Here is a 19052-nt window from a genome sequence, read left to right on the forward strand (position 1 = left end):
GGTCGTTCAGTTTCGTGAGCGTGGCTGTGTCGATGCCGGTGTACGGCCGAGACCGCACGATCGTCGGCGAGATCTCCTTCGCATCGCAGGAGCAGAGCGGTGGCATCCAGCAGGTGAACGTCGCGGTCACGCAGATGGATGAAGCGACGCAGCGCAACGCGGCGCTGGCCGAACAAGCCGCGTGACGAATATCGCCGGCGACCGCGCTGCGCAGCCTGGCATCACGCCGCCGCCGAGTACTGCGCGAGCACGCGAGCGCGGATCGACGGCTTGATGTTCGATTGCGCCATGTTGCCGCCGTAGTGCGCGACGACACGCGGATTCATCACGCGATACCAGAGCGGCGGCACGTACGCGAACAGGATCATCGTCGCGTAGCCGGCCGGCAGTTGCGGCGAGTCGTCGAAGTGGCGCAGCGCCTGGTACGAGCGCGTCGGGTTCGCGTGATGGTCTGCGTGCCGCTGCAGCTGATACAGGAACAGGTTGGTGACGACGTGATTGCTGTTCCACGAATGCTGCGGCGTGCAGCGTTCGTAGCGGCCGCTCGGCAGCTTGCGGCGGCCGAGCCCGTAGTGCTCGACGTAGTTGACGACTTCGAGCAGCGACGCACCGTACATGGCCTGGATCACGAGGAACGGGATCACGACCTTGCCGGCCATCGCGATCGCGATGCCCCACACGACGACGGTCATCGCCCACGCATGCAGGACCTCGTTGCGCCAGGTCCAAGGCGAATGTCCGAGCCGCCCGAGGCGCGTCTTTTCAAGCCGCCAGGCCGAGCGGATGCTGCCCGTCACCGTGCGGGGCAGGAAGGCCCAGAACGATTCGCCGTAGCGCGCGCTCGCCGGATCCTCGGCCGTCGCGACGCGCACGTGATGGCCGCGGTTGTGCTCGACGAAGAAATGCCCGTACGCAACCGGCGCGAGCGTGACTTTCGCGAGCCAGCGCTCGAAGCGGCTGGTCTTGTGCCCGAGTTCGTGCGCGGTGTTGATCGAGATGCCTGTCGCGGTGCCGAGCGACAGCGCGAAGCCGACGTAGTCGTACCACGCGAGCGCATGCGTGCCGACGATCCACACGCACATGAAGAACGCGATGTATTCGACCAGCGTCGCGAGATAGACGATGTAGCGGTAGTAGCGCGCCCGTTCGAGGTACGGGACGACGGCTTCGGGCGGATTGTCGCGATCGTCGCCGATCAGCGTGTCGAGAATCGGAATCACGCCGAACGCGAACAGCGGGCCGAACCACCAGAACACGTGAAGGCCGGTCGACAACGCAAGCTGGGCCGAGAAGATCGGCAGCGTGATCGTCACCGCACCGAGCAGCCACAGATAACGTTTGCCATCCGACCAGCCCGAGGCCGATTCGTCGGTCGTTGCCATTGTCTCCCTCCTTTCGGGGCCGGCTCCTGCGCTTGCGGGCGCGGCGGCCACATGTGCACGTTTATCGTCGTTCGAATCGTCGTTGGTCCGCGACACGGCGCGCGGCGCCGGATCGGTGTCCGGTTGTGCCAGTTATACGACTGCCGCGCACGCTTTCCAAACCTCGGCGCTAGGCATGAAACTCCAAACGGCGGCCCGTGGATGACGCGTGTCGGGAAGGGCCGTCACGAGGGTGATTGAAACAGGCGCACGCAGGCCCGATCCCCCGGGCGGCCCGCGTCTCGTCAGAGGAATGTGTGCGGTGACGCTGCCATGCCTCCGGCGGTGAGCTTCGCAACGAATGTTGCAACGCAATAAGTACGGCTCAACGACGTGAGGTGGCGCAGTCCTTTGCCGTCCACATGTTACGAATGATTACGATGGGGGCGCTCAAATGCAGGACGCGTGCCACATGAATCCCATACATCACAAGGCGATCGGGGCGACACGTCCGACCTTGCGGCTCGCTTGCGATGCATCGCTGCGCATCGCCGCGCCAATGCTGCATTTGCACACCCGCGCGGGCGCGACATCCGTTGCCTTTCGATCCGCGCCGTCATTTGAAAATAACGATTTGACTCATGCCCCGCTTTCGGTTGAAGCTACTAGCTTGCTGTCCGAAGGGGGCTGTGCCTGCATGAGTTCGACCTTGACCGTTCGTCGTATCGCTGCCGACCAGGGCCGCGTGTATCGCGAACTCCGCGCCGCGTCATTGCGTGAGCCCTACGCGCCCGGCGAAGCGCCGGAGGCCGAATTGCTGAACGTCGATGCCGACGCGGCGGCGGCCATCGCCGCGCTGCGCGCCACGTCCGACGAGTCGACGACTTTCCTGCTGTACACCGAAGGCCATCCGGCCGGCATGATCGGCGCGTATTTCGACAATACGCCCGAGCGGCGCGCGTTCGTCAGCGAGCTCTGGGTCGCGCACGCGGTGCGTCATCTGCGCGGCGGCGTGCTGTTGCTGGAAACGGCCACCACGTGGCTGGCCGAACGTGGTGCGCAGGACGTCTATGCATGGATCGCCGATGCGAACCGCAACGCAATCCGTTTCTACGAACGTGCGGGTTTCGGCAACACGGGCGAGCATGCACCAATCGCGCGCATGCCCGGCGCGATGAAGTCGTTGTTCGTGTCGCACTTCAACACACCCTGACGCATGAACGCGCGGGCCGCACGGCGCAATGAAGGCCCGGTCGCCCGTCCCACTGCCCCCCTTCTGGTCGCGCGTTCGCCGCGACCTGGTTTCCCAAAAATGATGGCTGCACGCGTGGACGCCTGTAAAATACGCAAAAATTTTTTGCAGAGTGTCCATGTCGCTTAAAAAATCGCCATTCTTCGAGCTGCGCAGCGGATCGGTCGATACGTTGCTGTTCACCGTGAAGACGACCGATCTCGATGCGTTGCGTACCGAACTGGTCAAGCGCTTCGAAGCGACTCCCGAGTTTTTTGCCGACGATGTCGTCGCGATCGACGTCCGCCGCCTCGCGGACGGCGAACGCGTCGCGCTCGCCGACATCCGCCAGATGCTGAACGACGTGCGGATGCGCCCGGTGGGCGTCGTGGCGCTGGCCACGCAGGGCTGGGCGGGGGAAGCCGGTCTGCCGTTGCTGGAGGCGCGCGATCGCCGCGTGTCGGCCGCGAAGCCGGCCGACGAAGCGGAGCCAGCGCCTGTCGTTGCCGAGGCCGTTGCGGCAGCCGAACCGGCGCCGGAGCCCGCGCCGACGCAGATTTCGGCGGGCGGCCAGACGCTGGTGATCGACCGGCCGCTGCGTTCGGGGCAGCAGATTTACGCGAAAGGGGACCTCGTGGTGCTTGCGCCGGTCAGTCACGGCGCCGAGATCATCGCGGAAGGCAACATCCACATCTACGCGCCGTTGCGCGGCCGCGCACTCGCGGGCGTGCACGGCAATCACGACGCGCGCATTTTCTGCACGTGTCTCGAACCGGAACTGATTTCAATCGCGGGTATCTATCGAACGACCGAGAACCCGTTGCCCGCCGACATACTGGGCAAAGCGGTGCAGATCCGGCTCGAAGAGGAAAAACTGATGATCGAACCGCTGCGCCTGACGTGATTCACGCGGCGCACGCCGGATCGATCGGCTCTCATTGACGAACACAGGGTATTGGGTAAATGGCAAAAATCATCGTGGTGACTTCGGGCAAGGGCGGCGTGGGCAAGACGACGACCAGCGCGAGCTTCGCGTCGGGCCTCGCGCTGCGTGGCCACAAGACGGCCGTGATCGACTTCGACGTTGGCCTGCGCAACCTCGATCTCATCATGGGCTGCGAGCGGCGCGTGGTGTACGACCTCGTCAACGTGATCCAGGGCGAAGCGAACCTGAACCAGGCGCTGATCAAGGACAAGAAGTGCGAGAACCTGTACATCCTGCCGGCGTCGCAGACGCGCGACAAGGATGCGCTCACGCGCGACGGCGTCGAGAAGGTGCTGAACGACCTGGTCGCGATGGACTTCGACTTCATCGTCTGCGATTCGCCGGCCGGGATCGAAGCCGGTGCGCTGCATGCGATGTACTTCGCCGACGAAGCGCTGATCGTCACGAACCCGGAAGTGTCGTCGGTGCGCGACTCTGACCGCATTCTCGGCATCCTGTCGTCGAAGACGAAGCGCGCGACCGAAGGCAAGGATCCGATCAAGGAGCACCTGCTGATCACGCGTTACAGCCCGAAGCGCGTGAGCGAAGGCGAGATGCTGTCGCTCGAGGACATCAGCGAGATCCTGCGCATCAAGCTGATCGGCGTGGTGCCCGAATCGGAAGCCGTGCTGCACGCATCGAACCAGGGTCTGCCGGCCGTGCATATCGACGGCACCGACGTGGCGGAAGCGTACAAGGACGTCGTCGCTCGCTTCCTCGGCGAGGACAAGCCGCTGCGCTTCACCGATTACCAGAAGCCGGGCCTGCTGCAGCGCCTCTTCGGCAGCAAGTAACGGAGGCCGCCCATGTCCATCCTTTCGTTTCTCCTCGGTGAGAAGAAGAAGTCCGCATCGGTCGCGAAGGAGCGCCTGCAGCTCATCATCGCGCACGAGCGGGTCGGCGGTCGGCCGCCGGCCGATTACCTGCCGGCGCTGCAGAAGGAGCTGGTCGCGGTCATCTCGAAGTACGTCCGTATTTCGAACGATGACATCCGCGTGAGCCTCGAGCGCCAGGACGATCTCGAAGTCCTCGAAGTGAAGATCGAGATCCCGCAAGCCTGACTTTTGTCGGCCTCTCTCCGCACGGCGGCGCTTGCCGTCGTGCGCGTCTTACGCCCTGTTGCACTTTCGGGCTCGCCGTAACACGGTGTCTGTCGGCCGTTGGTCGACCTCCCGCATTGAACGAATACGCTCGCGTCATTTGTCACTCAGGAGGTTGTGATGGCTGTCTCTGCTGTTCAAAGTCGTATCGTTTCGCTCGCGCTGTTCGCCGCGGGCCTGTCAGCCGTCGCCGCGCCGCTCGCTGCACGCGCGGACGAGATCCTCGTCGGCGCGCCGGTGTTGGTGCAATCGGGCCGGATGGTCGTCGCCGAACCGGTGGCCGCGCCTGCCGAGGAAGTCGTCGTCGTCGCGCCGAACGCGCCGCCGGCCGTGCGCTACGAGGTCGTGCCCGACGCGCGCGTCGGCTATGTGTGGGAGCGCGGTCACTGGCACTGGGATCATGGTCGCTACGTGTGGATCGGCGGCCACTGGGAAGCCGAGCGTATCGGCATGCACTGGGTGCCGGGCCACTGGAATCAGCGCGGCCCGAACTGGTTCTGGACCCGCGGCCACTGGGCTTGACGGAGCGCGCGCGATGAAACGAACCGTCATTGCCATTGCGCTCGTCGCGATCACGCTCGCCGGCTGTATCGTCGTGCCGGCCCGGCCTGTCTACTATCGGCCGGCGCCGGTGGTGATCTACTGAGTGTCGGTCGAGCCCGGTTGCGCCGGGCCGTTCGCGCCGGATGCCGGCCGGCTGCCGTCATGCGGCGTCGCCGGCGTGTGCGTGGCACCGGTGTCCGTGTCGGTGTCAGCCGCCGCGGTGTCCGGCTCGCGGCCATCCCCTTCGCGCAGCGTGTCGAGCGGATCGGCGGGCGCTGCGGCCGCGTCCTGCGGCTCGGTGACGCCGGTTGCTGCCGCCGGCGCTGCTGCGCGGGCCGGTTCGACGGCGGCCGCGGGCGGCGCGAGATAGCGCTGCGCGAGCGTTTCGTAGAGCGGTGGCGCGAAGAAGCGCGCCATGCGGCTCGACACCAGCGCGGTCGCCATCAGCGAAATCACGAGCGCGTGGCCGTTGATCATCTCCATCACGATCACGAACGACGTGATCGGCGACTGCGTGACGGCCGCGAGGTAGCCGACCATCGCCAGCGCGATCAGCATCGGCAGGCTCATGTGGCTGAACGCGATGTGCAGCAGGTTGCCGAAGCCGGCGCCGATCGACAGCGACGGCGCGAAGATCCCGCCCGGGATGCCCGGCAGGTACGACGCGACCATCGACACCATCTTCAGGAACGGATAGAACACCGACAGTTGTTCATGGCCGTCGAGTAGGCCGCGTGCCTCGGCATAGCCGCTGCCGAACGTCGTCCCGCCCGACACGATGCCGACGACGGCGATCACGAAGCCGCACACCGCCGCGAACGTGATCGGGCGCTCGCGATACAGGCCGAGCAGGCGCGCGGGCAGCCAGCGCCCGGTATTGAGCAGCAGCCAGCTGAAGAGGCCGCCCGCGACGCCGGTCACGAGCGCGGTGACGAGCACGGCGACGGCGAGCATTTTCGGGAAATGCTGGCCGGCGTCGATCGTGCCGAAGTACGTGTAATTGCCGTTCAGGCCCAATGCGACGACACCGGCGAGGATGATCGCGGTGATCAGCACGCCGCTTGCGCGCGCGGAGAAGCTGCGCGTCAGTTCCTCGATCGCGAATACGATCCCGGCGAGCGGCGTATTGAACGCGGCCGACAGGCCGGCCGCCGCACCGGCGAGCACGAGTTGCCGCTCGATTTGCGCGTTCGAGCGCGGGTAGAAGCGCCGGAGGTTGAACATCAGCGCCGCGCCGACCTGCACGGTCGGGCCTTCGCGGCCGATCGTGAAGCCGCCGAGGATCCCCAGGAACGAGATCAGGACCTTGCCGAACAGGATGCGCAGCGTGAGCAGCCGCGCGCCGAACGCACCCGGGCTCGCATGCAGCGTCGCGATGACCTGCGGGATCCCGCTGCCCTCCGCGCCGCGAAAGAAGCGGCGCGTCATCCACACGGATGCCGCGGCGATCGACGGCGTGAGCAGCAGCGGCAGCCATGCGGCGTGCTCGCGCAGCGTGCGGAACGTGTCGTAGCCCCAGTCGATCAGCCGCGCGTACAGCACGGCCGCGAGGCCCACGGCGATCGCGCCGAGCCAGAACACACCGTACTGCCGCCAGATCCGCAGCGAGCGGCGGGTGAGGGCGGGAAACAGGGGGGGAAGGGTGGGGCGTTGCATCGGCGGGGGCCGGGAGGCAAAGGGCACATTATAAAAAGAACCGGATGCCGATCTCGACAAACCTTCACAAAAACGATGCATTTTGTTGCAAATGTAATGTCGGTGTAATGTTTGTACCCGCCAAGCGTCGTTAGCATGGCGCAATGGTCCGATATATCCCACAAAGAACGTGAAACGCATCCTCATCGTGAAAGTGACGTCGCTCGGCGACGTCGTCCAGACGCTGCCCGTCGTCGCGGACCTCCATCGCGCCTTCCCGGGCGTGACGGTCGACTGGGCCGTCGACGAATCCTGCGCGGAAGTCGTGCGCTGGCACCCGGGCGTGACCAATGTGCTTTGCGCGCCGCTGCGGCGGTTCAAGAAGATGCGCAACGGCGGCGACCTGAAGGCGATCTCCGCGTCGATCGGCGCGCTGCGCGCGCATCGCTACGATGCGGTCATCGATCTGCACGGCGTGTACAAGAGCGCGATCATTTCGGTACTCGCGCGCGCCGCGCGCCGCGTCGGCTACCAGACGCAGGATCTCGGTGAGACCGGCGCCCGTTTTGCGTATTCGCACCGCTTCGGCCCCCGGCCGGACTGCGACGCATGGCACGGCATGCGCGTGAGCGCCGGCGAGGCGCTGGGCTATGTGCCCGAAGGCATCGCCACGTACGGGATCGTCCCGCCGCAGGATGCGAGCCTGCCGCCCGCCGTGACCGACGGCACGCCGTTCATGCTGCTGTTTCACGCGACGTCCAATCCGGACAAGAAATGGCCGGCCGACCACTGGGCCGCGCTGGCCACCCGGATGATGGCGCGCGGCGTGCGCGTGCTGTTGCCGTGGGGGTCGCCCGCCGAACATGACGACGCGCGGGACATTGCCGCGCGCGCGCCGGGCGCGATCGTGCTGCCGGCGATGTCGGTGCGCAAACTCGGCGCGGCCCTCGGCCGGGCCGCGCTCGTGGTGGGCGTCGATACCGGCTTCGTGCACATGGCGCACGCGCTGCAGCGGCCGACCGTGATGATTTTCGTCGCGACGTCGCGCCACCATTGCGGGATCGGCGGGGCACCGAATGCGCTGTCGATCGGCGAGCCGGGCGCGCCGCCGTCGGTTGCGCAGGCACTCGATGCGATCGACGCGGTCGCACCGGCCTATGCCGCACGGCCCGCGCAGCTGACGGCCTAGCGCCGGCGATTCGCGTGACCCGGCCGGTTCAGGCGAGCAGCGCTTCGAACGCGACCACCGCGGCGATGGCCGCCAGATTGGCGAGCAGCGCGTCGAACAGCAGTCCGCGCCAGGTTTTCGGCCGGAAGCGCGCGGCGAGCAGCAGCGCGCCACCCAGCGCGAGCGCCAGGATCAGGATGAGGTCGGCGTTGTCGAGGCGGATGTTCATCGCGGCGGCTCCTTCGGGGAGGGATCCCGTGGGCGCGCAACGGCGCCCCCACGGTCGAGTATAGGCAGCGCCGCCCGCCGCACAACCCGGTGCGCCCCGCAGGCTCAGACGAGCGATGCGTCTCGGGTTTCGCGCATCAGCAGCACGCCGATCAGGCTGATTGCCGCCGCGACCGACACGTACCCGCCGACCCACGACAGGCCGCCGTGCGCGGCGAGCAGCTGCGCGATGTACGGCGCGATCGACGCGCCGAGGATCCCGCCGAGGTTGTACGCGACGCCCGCGCCCGTATAGCGGACGTTGGTCGGGAACAGCTCGGGGAGCAGCGCGCCCATCGGCGCGAACGTCACGCCCATCAGAAACAGCTCGAGCGTCAGGAACAGCGCGACGAGCGGCATCGAACCGCTGCCGAGCAGCGGTTCCATCGCGAAGCCGGACAGCAGCGCGGCGATCGCGCCGACGATCAGCACCGGCTTGCGCCCGAAGCGATCCGACGCCCATGCCGACAGCGGCGTCGCGAGCCCCATGAACACCACCGCGAAGCACAGCAGGCCGAGGAAGCTCTGGCGCGGAATATGCAGCGTCGCCACGCCGTACGACAGCGAGAACACCGTCGAGATATAGAACAGCGTGTAGCAGACCACCATCGCGAGCGCGCCGAGCAGCGTCGGCCGCCAGTGTTGCGAGACGAGCGTCGCGACCGGCACGCGCACGCGCTCGTTGCGATCGAGCGTGGCCTGGAACGCCGGCGTCTCGGTGATCTTCAGCCGCACGTAGAGGCCCACCGCGACGAGCACCGCGCTGACGAGAAACGGGATCCGCCAGCCCCAGCTGCGGAATTGTTCGTCGGACAGCGACAGCGCGAGCGCGAAGAACAGCCCGTTCGACATCAGGAAGCCGACCGACGGACCCAGCTGCGGGAACATCCCGAACCAGCCGCGCTTGCCTTGCGGCGCGTGCTCGGTCGCGAGCAGCGCCGCGCCGCCCCATTCGCCGCCGAGGCCGATCCCCTGGCCGAAGCGCAGCACGCACAGCAGCACCGGCGCGAGCGCGCCGATCGTGTCGTAGCCGGGCACGAAGCCGATGGCGGTGGTGGACACGCCCATGACGAGCAGCGACGCGACGAGCGTCGATTTGCGGCCGATGCGGTCGCCGAAGTGGCCGAACAGGAACGAGCCGATCGGCCGTGCGATGAACGCGATGCCGAACGTGACGAATGCGGACAGCGCCTGTGCGGTCGCGGAGCCATGCGGAAAGAACACGGGACCGATGACGAGCGCCGCGGCGGTCGCATACACGTAGAAGTCGTAGAACTCGATCGCGGTGCCGATGAAGCTCGCGAACACGATGCGCCGGTGGCTGACGGCGGCGCCGGCCGAACCGGTTGCGTGTGCAACGGCCGGGGGAGATGCGGACATGGATGTCTCCGATTTGTCGTTGGGGCGATCGGCTGGGCGTGCGCTCGGGCAGGCGGGCGCCTGCCGGAAGAGCCGCCGAGCGGATGATGCGGAAGCGGTGTGGACGCGCGCGCCGTGGCGCGGACGTCGCCCGCCGGTCGACGATGGAGACGGATAGGTCGCCGCCGCCCGGTGCCGGCATGGTCGGCTCGCATGCCGGGTGCGGCGTACGAACGCGCGCGCGGGAGGATGGCCGCGCGATTGCGGAAAATTATAGCCAGCGCCGCGACATAGCGGCAATCAAGGAGCGGCAATCACGGCGGGGCTCAGCCTCAGTCGAGCGACTGCGCCTGCGCCGATGCGGTGCTCTGCAACTGGAAGCGGCCGTCGTCGTTGAACAGCCAGCCTTCCATCATCTCGATCCGGCCGTTGCCGTCCAGCAGTTTCGACGGCGGCACCGGCAGCGGCGCCGAGCGGCGCAGCGACGCGAGCGCGAGCGCTTCCGCTTCGCTGTCGCCGTTGCTGCGATAGACGGATGCGTTGACGAGGCGGCCGCCGCGATCGACGGTGAACGAGACGACGACGAGCGAGCGCAGCATCGCCTGCGGCCCGCGCGACACGGCGGACGGATTGTGCTCGGCGACGCACCGCGCGACTTCCACGCGGTACTGCGCGAGATTCCCGCTGCGCGTGATCGACGGGATGGTCACGACCGAGTGCACCGACGGCGGCGGGGTGATCGTGCAGGCGGCAAGCATCATGGCGGCGACCAGCGCGACAACGCGCGGCCGGGCGACGCGAGGGCGGGGAAGAGGGCACATGGGAGGTGCCGGCATGGGGAAGTGCCGGAGGGTGACGATAAAAAAATGATAGACGCCCGTGCACGACGTGTTATCGGGACAAACGCATAAGGCGCGCGCCGCGACGTAGCGATTCACGGATGACGGGCGAGCGGCGGCCCGTCGGATGCCGCGATGTGACGTGACATGTGACGGTGCGGGCGCGTGCGTTGCGCGTGCCCGCGGGTCGCACGCGGCGGCAGCGATGAATGCGGCGGGGGCCCGGCTCAGTAGCCGTGCGTCACGAGCGACAGAACAGACAGGTCCGGATGCGTGCCGTCGATGATGCTCTTGCCGATGTGCACGGCTTCCTGAACCGCTTCGTCGACGCTCGCGTAGCTTTCCTCGCCGTCCGCGTGGAAGGGCACCGCGTGACCGGGCAGCGCGGGATTCGCGCCAGGATGGCAGACATAGCCGGTGTAGGTGTAACGCGTGTCGCTGCCGGGGGCGAGGCCCGGCACGACGTGGATCTCGAAGCCTTCGTAATCGACGTGGTCCGTCGCTGTCGACAGTTCGGTCATGGCGGTCTCCGTGTGCCGCTCGCACGGGTGGCGCGGGCGGCCTCGAGTCGCGGCGGCGGTCGTGTCGCCGTGCTGATCGAATTCTAGGCGATGGCGGCGCGGCCCGTGAGGCTCGTGCGCATGGCCGGCGGCGACGTCGCGCGTGCGGCCTCGCGCGTTACCGCGCGCAGCGCGCGTCCTTGCGTTGCACTACGAGGATCACCGGATACTTCTGACCATGATCGAGTTCCACCGGCGCGACGACCGTCAGCGTCGCCGGGTCGGAATCGTCGTACACGCTGACCTGCTCGTTGCGGATATACGTCACGCCGGTGCAGTTCGACGCGCGCCCGTCATCCGACACCTTGCACTGGAGCTCGTTTTCCTTCAGGTAGTTGTACGGCGTCGGGCTCGCGAGATATTCGCGCAGGCCGCGCGGCGAGCCGCCGACGCCCTTCACGTACGCGATCGCGCACGACGGCGTTTGCGCGTCGGCGCCGGAGGCGGAATCGGCGGCCGCTGCGTGCGTGCCGACGGTGGCCAGCAGGGCGACGAGCGACGAGGCGATGAAGGGCTTCATGACGTGGGTTTCCCGTTTCGCGGATCGGAGCGCCGGATTGTAACGGCATCCGGCGGCACGCGTCGGCTGGCGGGGCTCCGCGTGCTTCGCGCGGCGGACAAACAAAAACCCCGTCATTCGAGGAATGGACGGGGTTTGGCGAACGCTTGGCGGAAGCGGTGAGATTCGAACTCACGGACAGTTTCCCGTCGCCGGTTTTCAAGACCGGTGCCTTAAACCGCTCGGCCACGCTTCCACACGAGGCGGCATTGTAACCGAAATGCCGCGTCGTTCCGCTTCAGCCGTCGCGCAGGAACAATTCCTGCAGGTCGTTGAGGAAACGCTGGCCGAGCGGCGTCGGCGCGATCTGCGCGAAATCGCGCGTGATCAGCCCGCGCCGCTCCGCTTCCTTGAGTGCCGGCTCGATCGTGCTGATCGGCAGGCCGGTGCGTTCGACGAAGCTATGCACGGGGAAACCCTCGACGAGCCGCAGCGTGTTCAGCATGAACTCGAACGGCAGGTCGCGCGGGCCGACTTCACGTTCTTCCTGCACCGGCGTGCCGGCCGTCGCCTGTTCGATGAAGGTCGCCGGATGCTTGTAGCGCGCCTGCCGCAGGATCCGGTTCGGGAACGACAGCTTCGTGTGCGCGCCCGCGCCGATCCCGAGATAGTCGCCGAAGCGCCAGTAGTTCAGGTTGTGCTTGCACTGATGATTCGGCTTCGCATACGCGGACACTTCGTAGCGTCCGTAACCGGCCTCGGCCGTGCGTTCGTGAATCCACTCCTGCATGTCGGCCGACGCGTCGTCGTCGGGCACCGCGGGTGGAAACTTCGCGAACATCGTGTTCGGCTCGAGCGTCAGGTGATACAGCGACAGATGCGGCGGCGCGAACGACAGCGCGGTCTCGATGTCGGTCCGGCATTCGTCGAGCGTCTGGTTCGGCAGCGCGAACATCAGGTCGAGGTTGAAGTTGTCGAACGTCTTCGCGGCGATCTCGACGGCCGCGCGTGCCTGCGCGGTGTCGTGAATGCGGCCGAGCGCTTTCAGATGGCCTTCGTTGAAGCTCTGGATGCCGACCGACAGGCGGTTCACGCCGCTCGCGCGATACTGCGCGAACTTCGCGGCCTCGAACGTGCCCGGATTCGCCTCGAGCGTGATCTCGGCGTCCGCATCGAGCGGCAGCAGCGCCCGCACGTCGGACAGCAGCCGGTCGAGCCCGCCCGCGGACAGCAGGCTCGGCGTGCCGCCGCCGATGAACACCGTATGCACCTGCCGGCCCCAGACGAGCGGCAGCGCCTGCTCGAGATCGGCACGCAGCGCGTCGAGATATTCGGTTTCCGGAAAGCGCTCGCCTTTCCACTCGTGCGAGTTGAAATCGCAGTACGGGCACTTGCGCACGCACCACGGAAAATGCACGTACAGCGCGAGCGGCGGCAGCGACGTGAGCCGCACCTGCCCGGGCGACGTGAACGTCGCGACGACGCGCGCGCCGGTTTCCGCCGCCTGGCTCATGCGGCCTCCGGCTGCGAATGCGTGACGAAGACGATCATGCGGGTTCCTCTGCGAGCCGCGCGAGCAGCGCCTTCAGCGCGAGCGCGCGATGGCTGTGCGTGTTCTTCACGGCCGGCTCGAGTTCGGCCGCCGTCGCGCCGAGCGACGGCAGGTAGAAATACGGGTCGTAGCCGAATCCGTGCTCGCCGCGCGGCGTGTCGACGATCTCGCCCATCCAGCGACCTTCGGCGAACAGCGGTTCGGGATCGTCCGCGTGGCGCACCAGTGCAAGCACGCAGCAATAGTATGCGCGCCGGTCGCCGACACCGCGCAACTGCTCGACGAGGTACGCATTGTTCGCCGCGTCGCCAGCGTCGCGACCCGCGCGCTGCGCGTAGCGCGCCGAATAGACGCCTGGTGCGCCGCGCAGCGCGCGCACGCACAGGCCGGAATCGTCGGCGATCGCCGGCAGGCCGGTGAGCCGCGACGCATGCCGCGCTTTCGTCAGCGCATTCTCGATGAACGTGCCGAACGGCTCTTCCGCCTCGGGCACGGCCAGCTCGCCCTGCGGCACGATCTCGATGCCGACCGTCGAGAACAGCGCGGTGAATTCGCGCAGCTTGCCCGCGTTGTTCGACGCGAGCACGATGCGCGAGAACGGCGCGAGGGTGCGATCGTCAGACATGGCCGGCGCCCAGCACGTCCTTCTGCAACTGCACGAGCTGGCCGATCCCGCTTTGCGCGAGGTCGAGCAGCGCGTTCATCTCGGCGCGCGAGAACGGCACGCCTTCGGCGGTGCCCTGGACTTCGACGAAGCCGCCGGCGCCCGTCATCACGACGTTCATGTCGGTGTCGCAGCGCGAATCTTCCGCGTAGTCGAGGTCGAGCAACGGCACGCCTTCGTACACGCCGACCGAAATCGCGGCGACGTGATCGGTGATCGGCGAGCGCGCGAGCTTGCCGGCCGCGATCAGCTTCGACACGGCGTCGTGCGCGGCGACGAACGCGCCGGTGATGCTCGCCGTGCGCGTGCCGCCGTCGGCCTGGATCACGTCGCAGTCGATGTGGATCGTGCGCGGGCCCAGCGCCTCGAGATCGAACACCGCGCGCAGCGCGCGTCCGATCAGGCGCTGAATTTCCTGCGTACGGCCGGTCTGCTTGCCGCGGGCGGCTTCACGGTCGCTGCGCGTGTGCGTCGCACGCGGCAGCATCCCGTATTCGGCCGTCAGCCAGCCCTGGCCGCGATCGCGCAGGAATTCGGGCACGCGTTCGGCGACGCTCGCGGTGCAGATCACCTTGGTGTCGCCGAATTCGACCAGGACCGAGCCTTCGGCATGTTTCGTGTAGTGGCGCGTGAGCGCGACCTTGCGCAGTTCGTCGGCGCGACGGCCGCTCGGGCGGGACAGGGAAGACGTCATGGGGGAATCGTGGACGGAAGAGGAAACCCCGATTTTAGCGCCGAACGGCAGCGGCGCCCGGCGGGGTAGGGTGCAAAAATGGGATAATGCGCGCTTCCCGCCCCGCGCCTTGCAATGCGCCGGGCGCCTCGACTTATTCCCGCCCGCAAGGGCACCCAGACGGCGAGACGAACCATGATCTACAGCATGACGGGCTATGCGAGCGCGACGCGCGAACTCGCGACGGCCACCGGCAACGGCGGCACCAGCGTGTCGGTCGAACTGCGCACCGTGAACTCGCGCTTCCTCGACCTGAATTTCCGCATGCCGGACGACGTGCGCGCGTGCGAATCCGCGCTGCGCGAAATGCTGATGAACAAGCTGTCGCGCGGCAAGGTCGACGTGCGCATCAACCTGCAGCGCGGCGAGCAGAGCATCGGCGCGGGCGCGCTGAACCAGTCGGCGCTCGGCCAGCTCGCCGAGCTCGAGCGCTCGGTGCTCGACGCGTTCCCGGGCGTCGGCCGCCTGCGCGCGGGCGAGATCCTGCGCTGGCCCGGCGTGCTCGCCGAGAGCGGCGTGTCGGCGGATGCGATCCGCGAGGCGGTGCTCGCGTGCGGCAAGGAAGCGATCGGCGAACTCGTCGTCGTGCGTTCGCGCGAAGGCGCGCAGCTGGCGACGATGCTGCTGTCGAACGTCACCGAAATGGAAGCGATCGTCGCGCGCATCACGCCGCTCGTGCCGGAGCTGATCGCGAAGCATCAGCAGAAGATCGTCGAGCGGCTGCAGGAAGCGCTCGGCCTCGCGGCGCCCGAAGGCAGCGCGGCGATCGTCACGCGCGAGGAAGCGGCGGAACGCATTCGCCAGGAAGTGACGATGTACGGCATCCGGATCGACATCGCGGAAGAGCTGTCGCGACTCACCGCGCACCTGAACGAAACGCGTCACGTGATCGAGAAGGGCGGCCGCGTCGGCAAGCGTCTCGACTTCATGATGCAGGAACTGAATCGCGAAGCGAACACGCTCGGCTCGAAGGCGGCGGCGAAGGAACTGGCCGACGCATCGATGGCGCTCAAGCTGTTGATCGAGCAGATGCGCGAGCAAGTGCAAAACCTGGAGTAAAGAGATGAAACAACCCTCACTACGTTTGCTGTCCCTCGACGGGGCGGCGAGTGTTATCGGGGCGGCACGGCGGAGGCTGACATGACCGAATTCACCCGCGACGGCCACGCGTCGCATGCGCTGCACGGCGGCGTCTATCCCGGCAACCTGTTCATGGTCATCGCACCGTCGGGCGCCGGCAAGTCGACGCTCGTGAACGCGCTGCTGTCGAAGGACAGCGACATCTGCCTGTCGATTTCGTATACGACCCGCAAGCCGCGCCCGGGCGAGCAGGACGGCCAGCACTACCACTTCACGACCGTCGAGGATTTCCGCGCGCGCCACGCCGCGCACGAATTCCTCGAGAGCGCGGAAGTGCACGGCAACTACTACGGCACGTCGCGCGTCTGGATCGAAGAGCAGATGATGAACGGCCACGACGTGCTGCTCGAGATCGACTGGCAGGGCGCGCAGCAGGTGAAGAAGCAGTTCCGCAACGCGGTCGGCATCTTCATTCTGCCGCCGTCGCTCGATGCGCTCGAGGAGCGCCTGAAGAAGCGCGGGCAGGACGAACCGAACGTGATCACGCGACGCCTGCTCGCCGCGGGCAGCGAGATGGCGCATGCATCCGAGGCGGAATACGTCGTGATCAACGAGAATTTCGATCGTGCGCTGGCCGAGCTCGAATGCATCGTCACGGCAACGCGCCTGCGCTTTGCTTCGCAGTACGCGCGACACACGGAGCTGTTCATCGAGCTCGGCATCCATCTGCCCCACGCGGAATGACGCGAGGGTAGAGGGACATAAGGTAGAATAAGGACTATATTCAGAAGGAATTACCAACATGGCTCGCATTACTGTCGAAGACTGCCTGAAGCAAATCCCCAACCGCTTCGAACTGGCGCTCGCCGCCACCTACCGCGCGCGGCAGCTCGCGCAAGGCCATACGCCGAAGATCGAGAGCCGCGACAAGCCGACCGTCGTCGCGCTGCGCGAGATCGCTTCCGGTCACGTCGGCGTCGAGATGTTGAAGAAGGTGCCGGTGTAACGCGCATCCGGCCCGTTCCAGCCATGTAATCCACGCGCGCAACGACTCGACCTGGAGGCGAATATGAGCACCACCCCATCGTCCGCCTCCGCGGATTCGACCACCGAAGCCACGGCCCGGTCACCTGCGCGCCAGTACATCGACGCGGTCCTCGAACAGTCCTTCCGGCATCTGTTCGGGCCGACCGCCACTCCGGAGCAGCCGCGCAAGCACGGCGTCGTTTCGATCGCGAAACTGACGGCCGCGCTTGCCGAGTATCTCCCTCCGGAAGAAATCAAAGAGGTCAAGGCGGCGTTCCACTTCAGCGACGAAGCCCACCTCGGTCAATATCGCCAGAGCGGCGAACCCTACATCACCCATCCTGTCGCCGTCGCGGAAATCTGCGCCGGCTGGAAGCTCGACGCGCAAGCCGTGATGGCCGCGTTGCTGCACGACGTGATGGAAGACCAGGGCGTGACCAAGAGCGAGCTCGCCGAACGCTTCGGCCCGAAGGTCGCCGAACTGGTCGACGGCCTGTCGAAGCTCGACAAGATGGAGTTCCGCAGCCGCGAGGAAGCGCAGGCGGAAAACTTCCGCAAGATGCTGCTCGCGATGGCGCGCGACGTGCGCGTCATCCTCGTCAAGCTCGCCGACCGTCTGCACAACATGCGCACGCTCGGCGCGGTGCCGATGGAAAAGCGCCGCCGCGTCGCCCGCGAGACGCTCGACATCTATGCGCCGATCGCGCACCGCCTCGGGTTGAACAACACGTATCGCGAGCTGCAGGACATGAGCTTCGCGAATTTCAACCCGCATCGCTACGCGACGCTCGAGAAGGCCGTGAAGGCCGCGCGCGGCAACCGCCGCGAAGTGATCAGCAAGATCCTCGAGTCCGCGCAGCGCGCGATGACCGACGCGAAGATCGACGCCGAGATCACCGGCCGCGAAAAGACGATCTACAGCATCTACCGCAAGATGCGCGACAAGCAGCTGTCGTTCTCGCAGGTGCTCGACGTGTACGGCTTTCGCGTCGTCGTCGATAGCCCGCTCGACTGCTACACGTGCATCGGTGCGCTGCACGCGCTGTACAAGCCCGTGCCCGGCAAGTTCAAGGACTACATCGCGATCCCGAAGATCAACGGCTATCAGTCGCTGCACACGACGCTCGTCGGCCCGTTCGGCGCGCCGATCGAGTTCCAGGTGCGCACGCGCAAGATGCACGAGATCGCCGAGGCCGGCGTGGCCGCGCACTGGCTGTACAAGAACGGCGGCGCCGATCTGAACGACGTGCAGAAGCGCGCGCACCAGTGGCTGAAGTCGCTGCTCGACATTCAGAGCGAAGCCGGCGATTCGAGCGAATTCCTCGAGCACGTGAAGATCGACCTGTTCCCGGATGCGGTCTACGTGTTCACGCCGAAGTCGAAGATCATGGCGCTGCCGCGCGGTGCGACGGCGCTCGATTTCGCGTATTCGATCCACAGCGATCTCGGCAACCAGTGCGTGGCCGTGAAGATCAACAACGAGCTGCTGCCGCTGCGTACCGAGCTGAAGAGCGGCGACATCGTCGAGGTGATCACCGCGCCGTATTCGAAGCCGAACCCCGCTTGGCTCGGTTTCGTGCGCACCGGCAAGGCGCGCTCGGCCATTCGTCACTACCTGAAGACGATGCGCCTGAACGAGTCGGTGCAGCTCGGCGAGCGGCTCGTCGACCAAAGCCTGAAGGGTTACGGGCTGGCGCTGGCCGACGTGGCGCCGGAAGTGTGGGAGAAGCTCGTGCAGTGGACGGGCAACAAGAGCCGCCAGGAAATCTTCGCGGACATCGGCCTCGGCCGCCGCGTCGCCGCGGTGATGGCCAAGCGCATCGAGGTGCTGACGAGCGGCCGCGATGCGGACGACGATCTGCCGAAGTCGGAGCGGCATCCCGCGCACAATGCGCCGCCGGTCGTCATTACGGGCACCGAGGGGATGTCGGTGCAGCTGTCGGCATGCTGCCGGCCGATTCCGGGCGATGCGATCATGGGCTATATCGGCATCGGCCTCGGGATGGCGATTCATACGACCGATTGCCGTGTCGCGCAGCGCATCCATCGCCGCGATCCGGGCCGCTGGATCGACGTCGAGTGGGCGCCGCAGCCGGGCCGCCTGTTCGACGTCGCGGTGAAGGCGCTCGTGAAGAACACGAAGGGCATCTTCGCGCGCGTGGCGGCGGACATCACGTCGGCCGACGCGAACATCGTCCACATCGCCATGGACGAGGATCTGACGCACGAATCGACGGTGCTGCGCTTCGTGATTCAGGTCAGCGATCGCGTGCACCTGGCGAACGTGATGCGGCGCGTGCGGACCAATCCGGATGTAATGCGGATCATGCGCGAGCGCTCGACCGACGACAGCGTGCATGCGCGTCACGACGGCGGCATGCGCATCGAGCGCGAACGACAGGATTACTGACGCGACGCATTGCCTGAGCGGGATACGACGGCGGCCACGG

At 66.8% G+C, this 19052-nt stretch carries 20 protein-coding genes, 1 tRNA gene and 1 pseudogene; 11 read left to right on the forward strand and 11 right to left on the reverse strand.

The annotated features are described in order from the left end of the window. Positions 1 to 47 precede the first annotated feature (47 nt). Positions 48 to 182: pseudogene (locus FFI87_RS04580) on the forward strand (methyl-accepting chemotaxis sensory transducer); the annotation flags it as partial. 39 nt (positions 183 to 221) lie between these two features. Here FFI87_RS04580 and FFI87_RS04585 read toward each other — a convergent pair. Beyond that, entirely contained in the window at positions 222 to 1382 is a 1161-nt protein-coding gene (locus FFI87_RS04585; RefSeq protein ID WP_138848128.1) for an alkane 1-monooxygenase, read from the reverse strand. Positions 1383 to 2058: 676 nt separating this feature from the next. Here FFI87_RS04585 and FFI87_RS04590 point away from each other — a divergent pair. The 5 genes from FFI87_RS04590 to FFI87_RS04610 all read left to right on the forward strand — a co-directional run bounded on the left by FFI87_RS04590 (position 2059) and on the right by FFI87_RS04610 (position 5199). Next, on the forward strand, positions 2059 to 2574 hold the full coding sequence (locus tag FFI87_RS04590; RefSeq protein WP_012363292.1) for a GNAT family N-acetyltransferase: 516 nt from the start codon (positions 2059 to 2061) through the stop codon (positions 2572 to 2574). 157 nt (positions 2575 to 2731) lie between these two features. Further along, entirely contained in the window at positions 2732 to 3496 is a 765-nt protein-coding gene (gene minC / locus FFI87_RS04595; protein WP_105831597.1) for a septum site-determining protein MinC, read from the forward strand. Between the two features lie 59 nt (positions 3497 to 3555). Then, on the forward strand, positions 3556 to 4371 hold the full coding sequence (gene minD, locus FFI87_RS04600; RefSeq protein WP_006750835.1) for a septum site-determining protein MinD: 816 nt from the start codon (positions 3556 to 3558) through the stop codon (positions 4369 to 4371). A 12-nt stretch (positions 4372 to 4383) separates the two neighbouring features. Beyond that, positions 4384 to 4638 (forward strand): cell division topological specificity factor MinE, encoded by a 255-nt coding sequence (gene minE / locus FFI87_RS04605; protein ID WP_006750836.1) that lies wholly within the window; start codon positions 4384 to 4386, stop codon positions 4636 to 4638. 159 nt (positions 4639 to 4797) lie between these two features. Then, the gene (locus tag FFI87_RS04610) at positions 4798 to 5199 is read left to right on the forward strand and encodes a YXWGXW repeat-containing protein (RefSeq protein ID WP_138848127.1); all 402 of its coding nucleotides are present in this window, start codon (positions 4798 to 4800) and stop codon (positions 5197 to 5199) included. 117 nt (positions 5200 to 5316) lie between these two features. Here the strand turns inward: FFI87_RS04610 and FFI87_RS04615 are convergent, their stop codons facing one another. Next, on the reverse strand, positions 5317 to 6876 hold the full coding sequence (locus tag FFI87_RS04615; protein WP_138848126.1) for a chloride channel protein: 1560 nt from the start codon (positions 6874 to 6876) through the stop codon (positions 5317 to 5319). A gap of 169 nt (positions 6877 to 7045) precedes the next feature. Between FFI87_RS04615 and waaC the strand changes: the two genes are divergently transcribed. After that, positions 7046 to 8044 carry a lipopolysaccharide heptosyltransferase I gene (waaC, locus tag FFI87_RS04620; protein WP_138848125.1) on the forward strand — a complete coding sequence of 333 codons (999 nt, stop codon included), beginning with the start codon at positions 7046 to 7048 and terminating at the stop codon, positions 8042 to 8044. Positions 8045 to 8072: 28 nt separating this feature from the next. Here waaC and FFI87_RS04625 read toward each other — a convergent pair whose 3' ends face one another. From FFI87_RS04625 to rph, 9 genes are all read right to left on the reverse strand, one after another. Further along, the gene (locus tag FFI87_RS04625) at positions 8073 to 8252 is read right to left on the reverse strand and encodes a hypothetical protein (RefSeq protein WP_105830982.1); all 180 of its coding nucleotides are present in this window, start codon (positions 8250 to 8252) and stop codon (positions 8073 to 8075) included. A 104-nt stretch (positions 8253 to 8356) separates the two neighbouring features. Further along, positions 8357 to 9670: an MFS transporter gene (locus FFI87_RS04630; RefSeq protein WP_138848124.1), complete on the reverse strand. Its 1314-nt coding sequence runs from the start codon at positions 9668 to 9670 to the stop codon at positions 8357 to 8359. 311 nt (positions 9671 to 9981) lie between these two features. Next, positions 9982 to 10470 (reverse strand): TonB family protein, encoded by a 489-nt coding sequence (locus FFI87_RS04640; RefSeq protein WP_138848503.1) that lies wholly within the window; start codon positions 10468 to 10470, stop codon positions 9982 to 9984. Between the two features lie 245 nt (positions 10471 to 10715). After that, positions 10716 to 11009, reverse strand: coding sequence for a hypothetical protein (locus FFI87_RS04645; RefSeq protein WP_138848123.1), 294 nt, complete (start codon positions 11007 to 11009; stop codon positions 10716 to 10718). A 157-nt stretch (positions 11010 to 11166) separates the two neighbouring features. Continuing rightward, complete coding sequence (locus FFI87_RS04650) at positions 11167 to 11568, reverse strand: hypothetical protein (protein WP_012363301.1); 402 nt, start codon at positions 11566 to 11568, stop codon at positions 11167 to 11169. 147 nt (positions 11569 to 11715) lie between these two features. Beyond that, positions 11716 to 11803: transfer RNA gene (locus tag FFI87_RS04655), tRNA-Ser, on the reverse strand. A gap of 42 nt (positions 11804 to 11845) precedes the next feature. Next, positions 11846 to 13060 carry a radical SAM family heme chaperone HemW gene (gene hemW, locus FFI87_RS04660; RefSeq protein WP_138848122.1) on the reverse strand — a complete coding sequence of 405 codons (1215 nt, stop codon included), beginning with the start codon at positions 13058 to 13060 and terminating at the stop codon, positions 11846 to 11848. Positions 13061 to 13094: 34 nt separating this feature from the next. Further along, complete coding sequence (gene rdgB / locus FFI87_RS04665) at positions 13095 to 13724, reverse strand: RdgB/HAM1 family non-canonical purine NTP pyrophosphatase (RefSeq protein WP_138848121.1); 630 nt, start codon at positions 13722 to 13724, stop codon at positions 13095 to 13097. Next, positions 13717 to 14457 carry a ribonuclease PH gene (gene rph, locus FFI87_RS04670; RefSeq protein WP_006756186.1) on the reverse strand — a complete coding sequence of 247 codons (741 nt, stop codon included), beginning with the start codon at positions 14455 to 14457 and terminating at the stop codon, positions 13717 to 13719. Before rph ends, rdgB begins: the two co-directional genes overlap by 8 nt. A 174-nt stretch (positions 14458 to 14631) precedes the next feature. On the opposite strand from rph, the gene FFI87_RS04675 reads away from it, so the two are divergent. The 4 genes from FFI87_RS04675 to FFI87_RS04690 all read left to right on the forward strand — a co-directional run bounded on the left by FFI87_RS04675 (position 14632) and on the right by FFI87_RS04690 (position 19012). Then, a complete protein-coding gene (locus tag FFI87_RS04675; RefSeq protein ID WP_011656223.1) occupies positions 14632 to 15555 on the forward strand; it encodes a YicC/YloC family endoribonuclease in 924 nt (307 codons plus the stop codon). Between the two features lie 81 nt (positions 15556 to 15636). Beyond that, a complete protein-coding gene (gene gmk, locus FFI87_RS04680; protein ID WP_006750850.1) occupies positions 15637 to 16320 on the forward strand; it encodes a guanylate kinase in 684 nt (227 codons plus the stop codon). A gap of 58 nt (positions 16321 to 16378) precedes the next feature. Next, positions 16379 to 16582 (forward strand): DNA-directed RNA polymerase subunit omega, encoded by a 204-nt coding sequence (gene rpoZ / locus FFI87_RS04685; RefSeq protein WP_006756189.1) that lies wholly within the window; start codon positions 16379 to 16381, stop codon positions 16580 to 16582. Positions 16583 to 16645: 63 nt separating this feature from the next. Continuing rightward, complete coding sequence (locus FFI87_RS04690) at positions 16646 to 19012, forward strand: RelA/SpoT family protein (protein WP_126227327.1); 2367 nt, start codon at positions 16646 to 16648, stop codon at positions 19010 to 19012. Positions 19013 to 19052: the final 40 nt, after the last annotated feature.

This window comes from Burkholderia sp. KBS0801 (genome assembly GCF_005937855.2).
Classification (GTDB): domain Bacteria; phylum Pseudomonadota; class Gammaproteobacteria; order Burkholderiales; family Burkholderiaceae; genus Burkholderia; species Burkholderia ambifaria.

Coding starts and splice junctions, on each gene's coding strand:
- FFI87_RS04610 (WP_138848127.1), top strand. CDS start 4,798: ATGGCTGTCTCTGCTGTTCAAAGTCGTATCGTTTCGCTCGCGCTGTTC.
- rdgB (WP_138848121.1), bottom strand. CDS start 13,724: ATGTCTGACGATCGCACCCTCGCGCCGTTCTCGCGCATCGTGCTCGCG.
- minE (WP_006750836.1), top strand. CDS start 4,384: ATGTCCATCCTTTCGTTTCTCCTCGGTGAGAAGAAGAAGTCCGCATCG.
- FFI87_RS04640 (WP_138848503.1), bottom strand. CDS start 10,470: ATGTGCCCTCTTCCCCGCCCTCGCGTCGCCCGGCCGCGCGTTGTCGCG.
- rpoZ (WP_006756189.1), top strand. CDS start 16,379: ATGGCTCGCATTACTGTCGAAGACTGCCTGAAGCAAATCCCCAACCGC.
- gmk (WP_006750850.1), top strand. CDS start 15,637: ATGACCGAATTCACCCGCGACGGCCACGCGTCGCATGCGCTGCACGGC.
- FFI87_RS04690 (WP_126227327.1), top strand. CDS start 16,646: ATGAGCACCACCCCATCGTCCGCCTCCGCGGATTCGACCACCGAAGCC.
- FFI87_RS04630 (WP_138848124.1), bottom strand. CDS start 9,670: ATGTCCGCATCTCCCCCGGCCGTTGCACACGCAACCGGTTCGGCCGGC.
- minD (WP_006750835.1), top strand. CDS start 3,556: ATGGCAAAAATCATCGTGGTGACTTCGGGCAAGGGCGGCGTGGGCAAG.
- FFI87_RS04585 (WP_138848128.1), bottom strand. CDS start 1,382: ATGGCAACGACCGACGAATCGGCCTCGGGCTGGTCGGATGGCAAACGT.
- rph (WP_006756186.1), bottom strand. CDS start 14,457: ATGACGTCTTCCCTGTCCCGCCCGAGCGGCCGTCGCGCCGACGAACTG.
- FFI87_RS04615 (WP_138848126.1), bottom strand. CDS start 6,876: ATGCAACGCCCCACCCTTCCCCCCCTGTTTCCCGCCCTCACCCGCCGC.
- FFI87_RS04590 (WP_012363292.1), top strand. CDS start 2,059: ATGAGTTCGACCTTGACCGTTCGTCGTATCGCTGCCGACCAGGGCCGC.
- hemW (WP_138848122.1), bottom strand. CDS start 13,060: ATGAGCCAGGCGGCGGAAACCGGCGCGCGCGTCGTCGCGACGTTCACG.
- FFI87_RS04675 (WP_011656223.1), top strand. CDS start 14,632: ATGATCTACAGCATGACGGGCTATGCGAGCGCGACGCGCGAACTCGCG.
- FFI87_RS04645 (WP_138848123.1), bottom strand. CDS start 11,009: ATGACCGAACTGTCGACAGCGACGGACCACGTCGATTACGAAGGCTTC.
- minC (WP_105831597.1), top strand. CDS start 2,732: ATGTCGCTTAAAAAATCGCCATTCTTCGAGCTGCGCAGCGGATCGGTC.
- FFI87_RS04650 (WP_012363301.1), bottom strand. CDS start 11,568: ATGAAGCCCTTCATCGCCTCGTCGCTCGTCGCCCTGCTGGCCACCGTC.
- FFI87_RS04625 (WP_105830982.1), bottom strand. CDS start 8,252: ATGAACATCCGCCTCGACAACGCCGACCTCATCCTGATCCTGGCGCTC.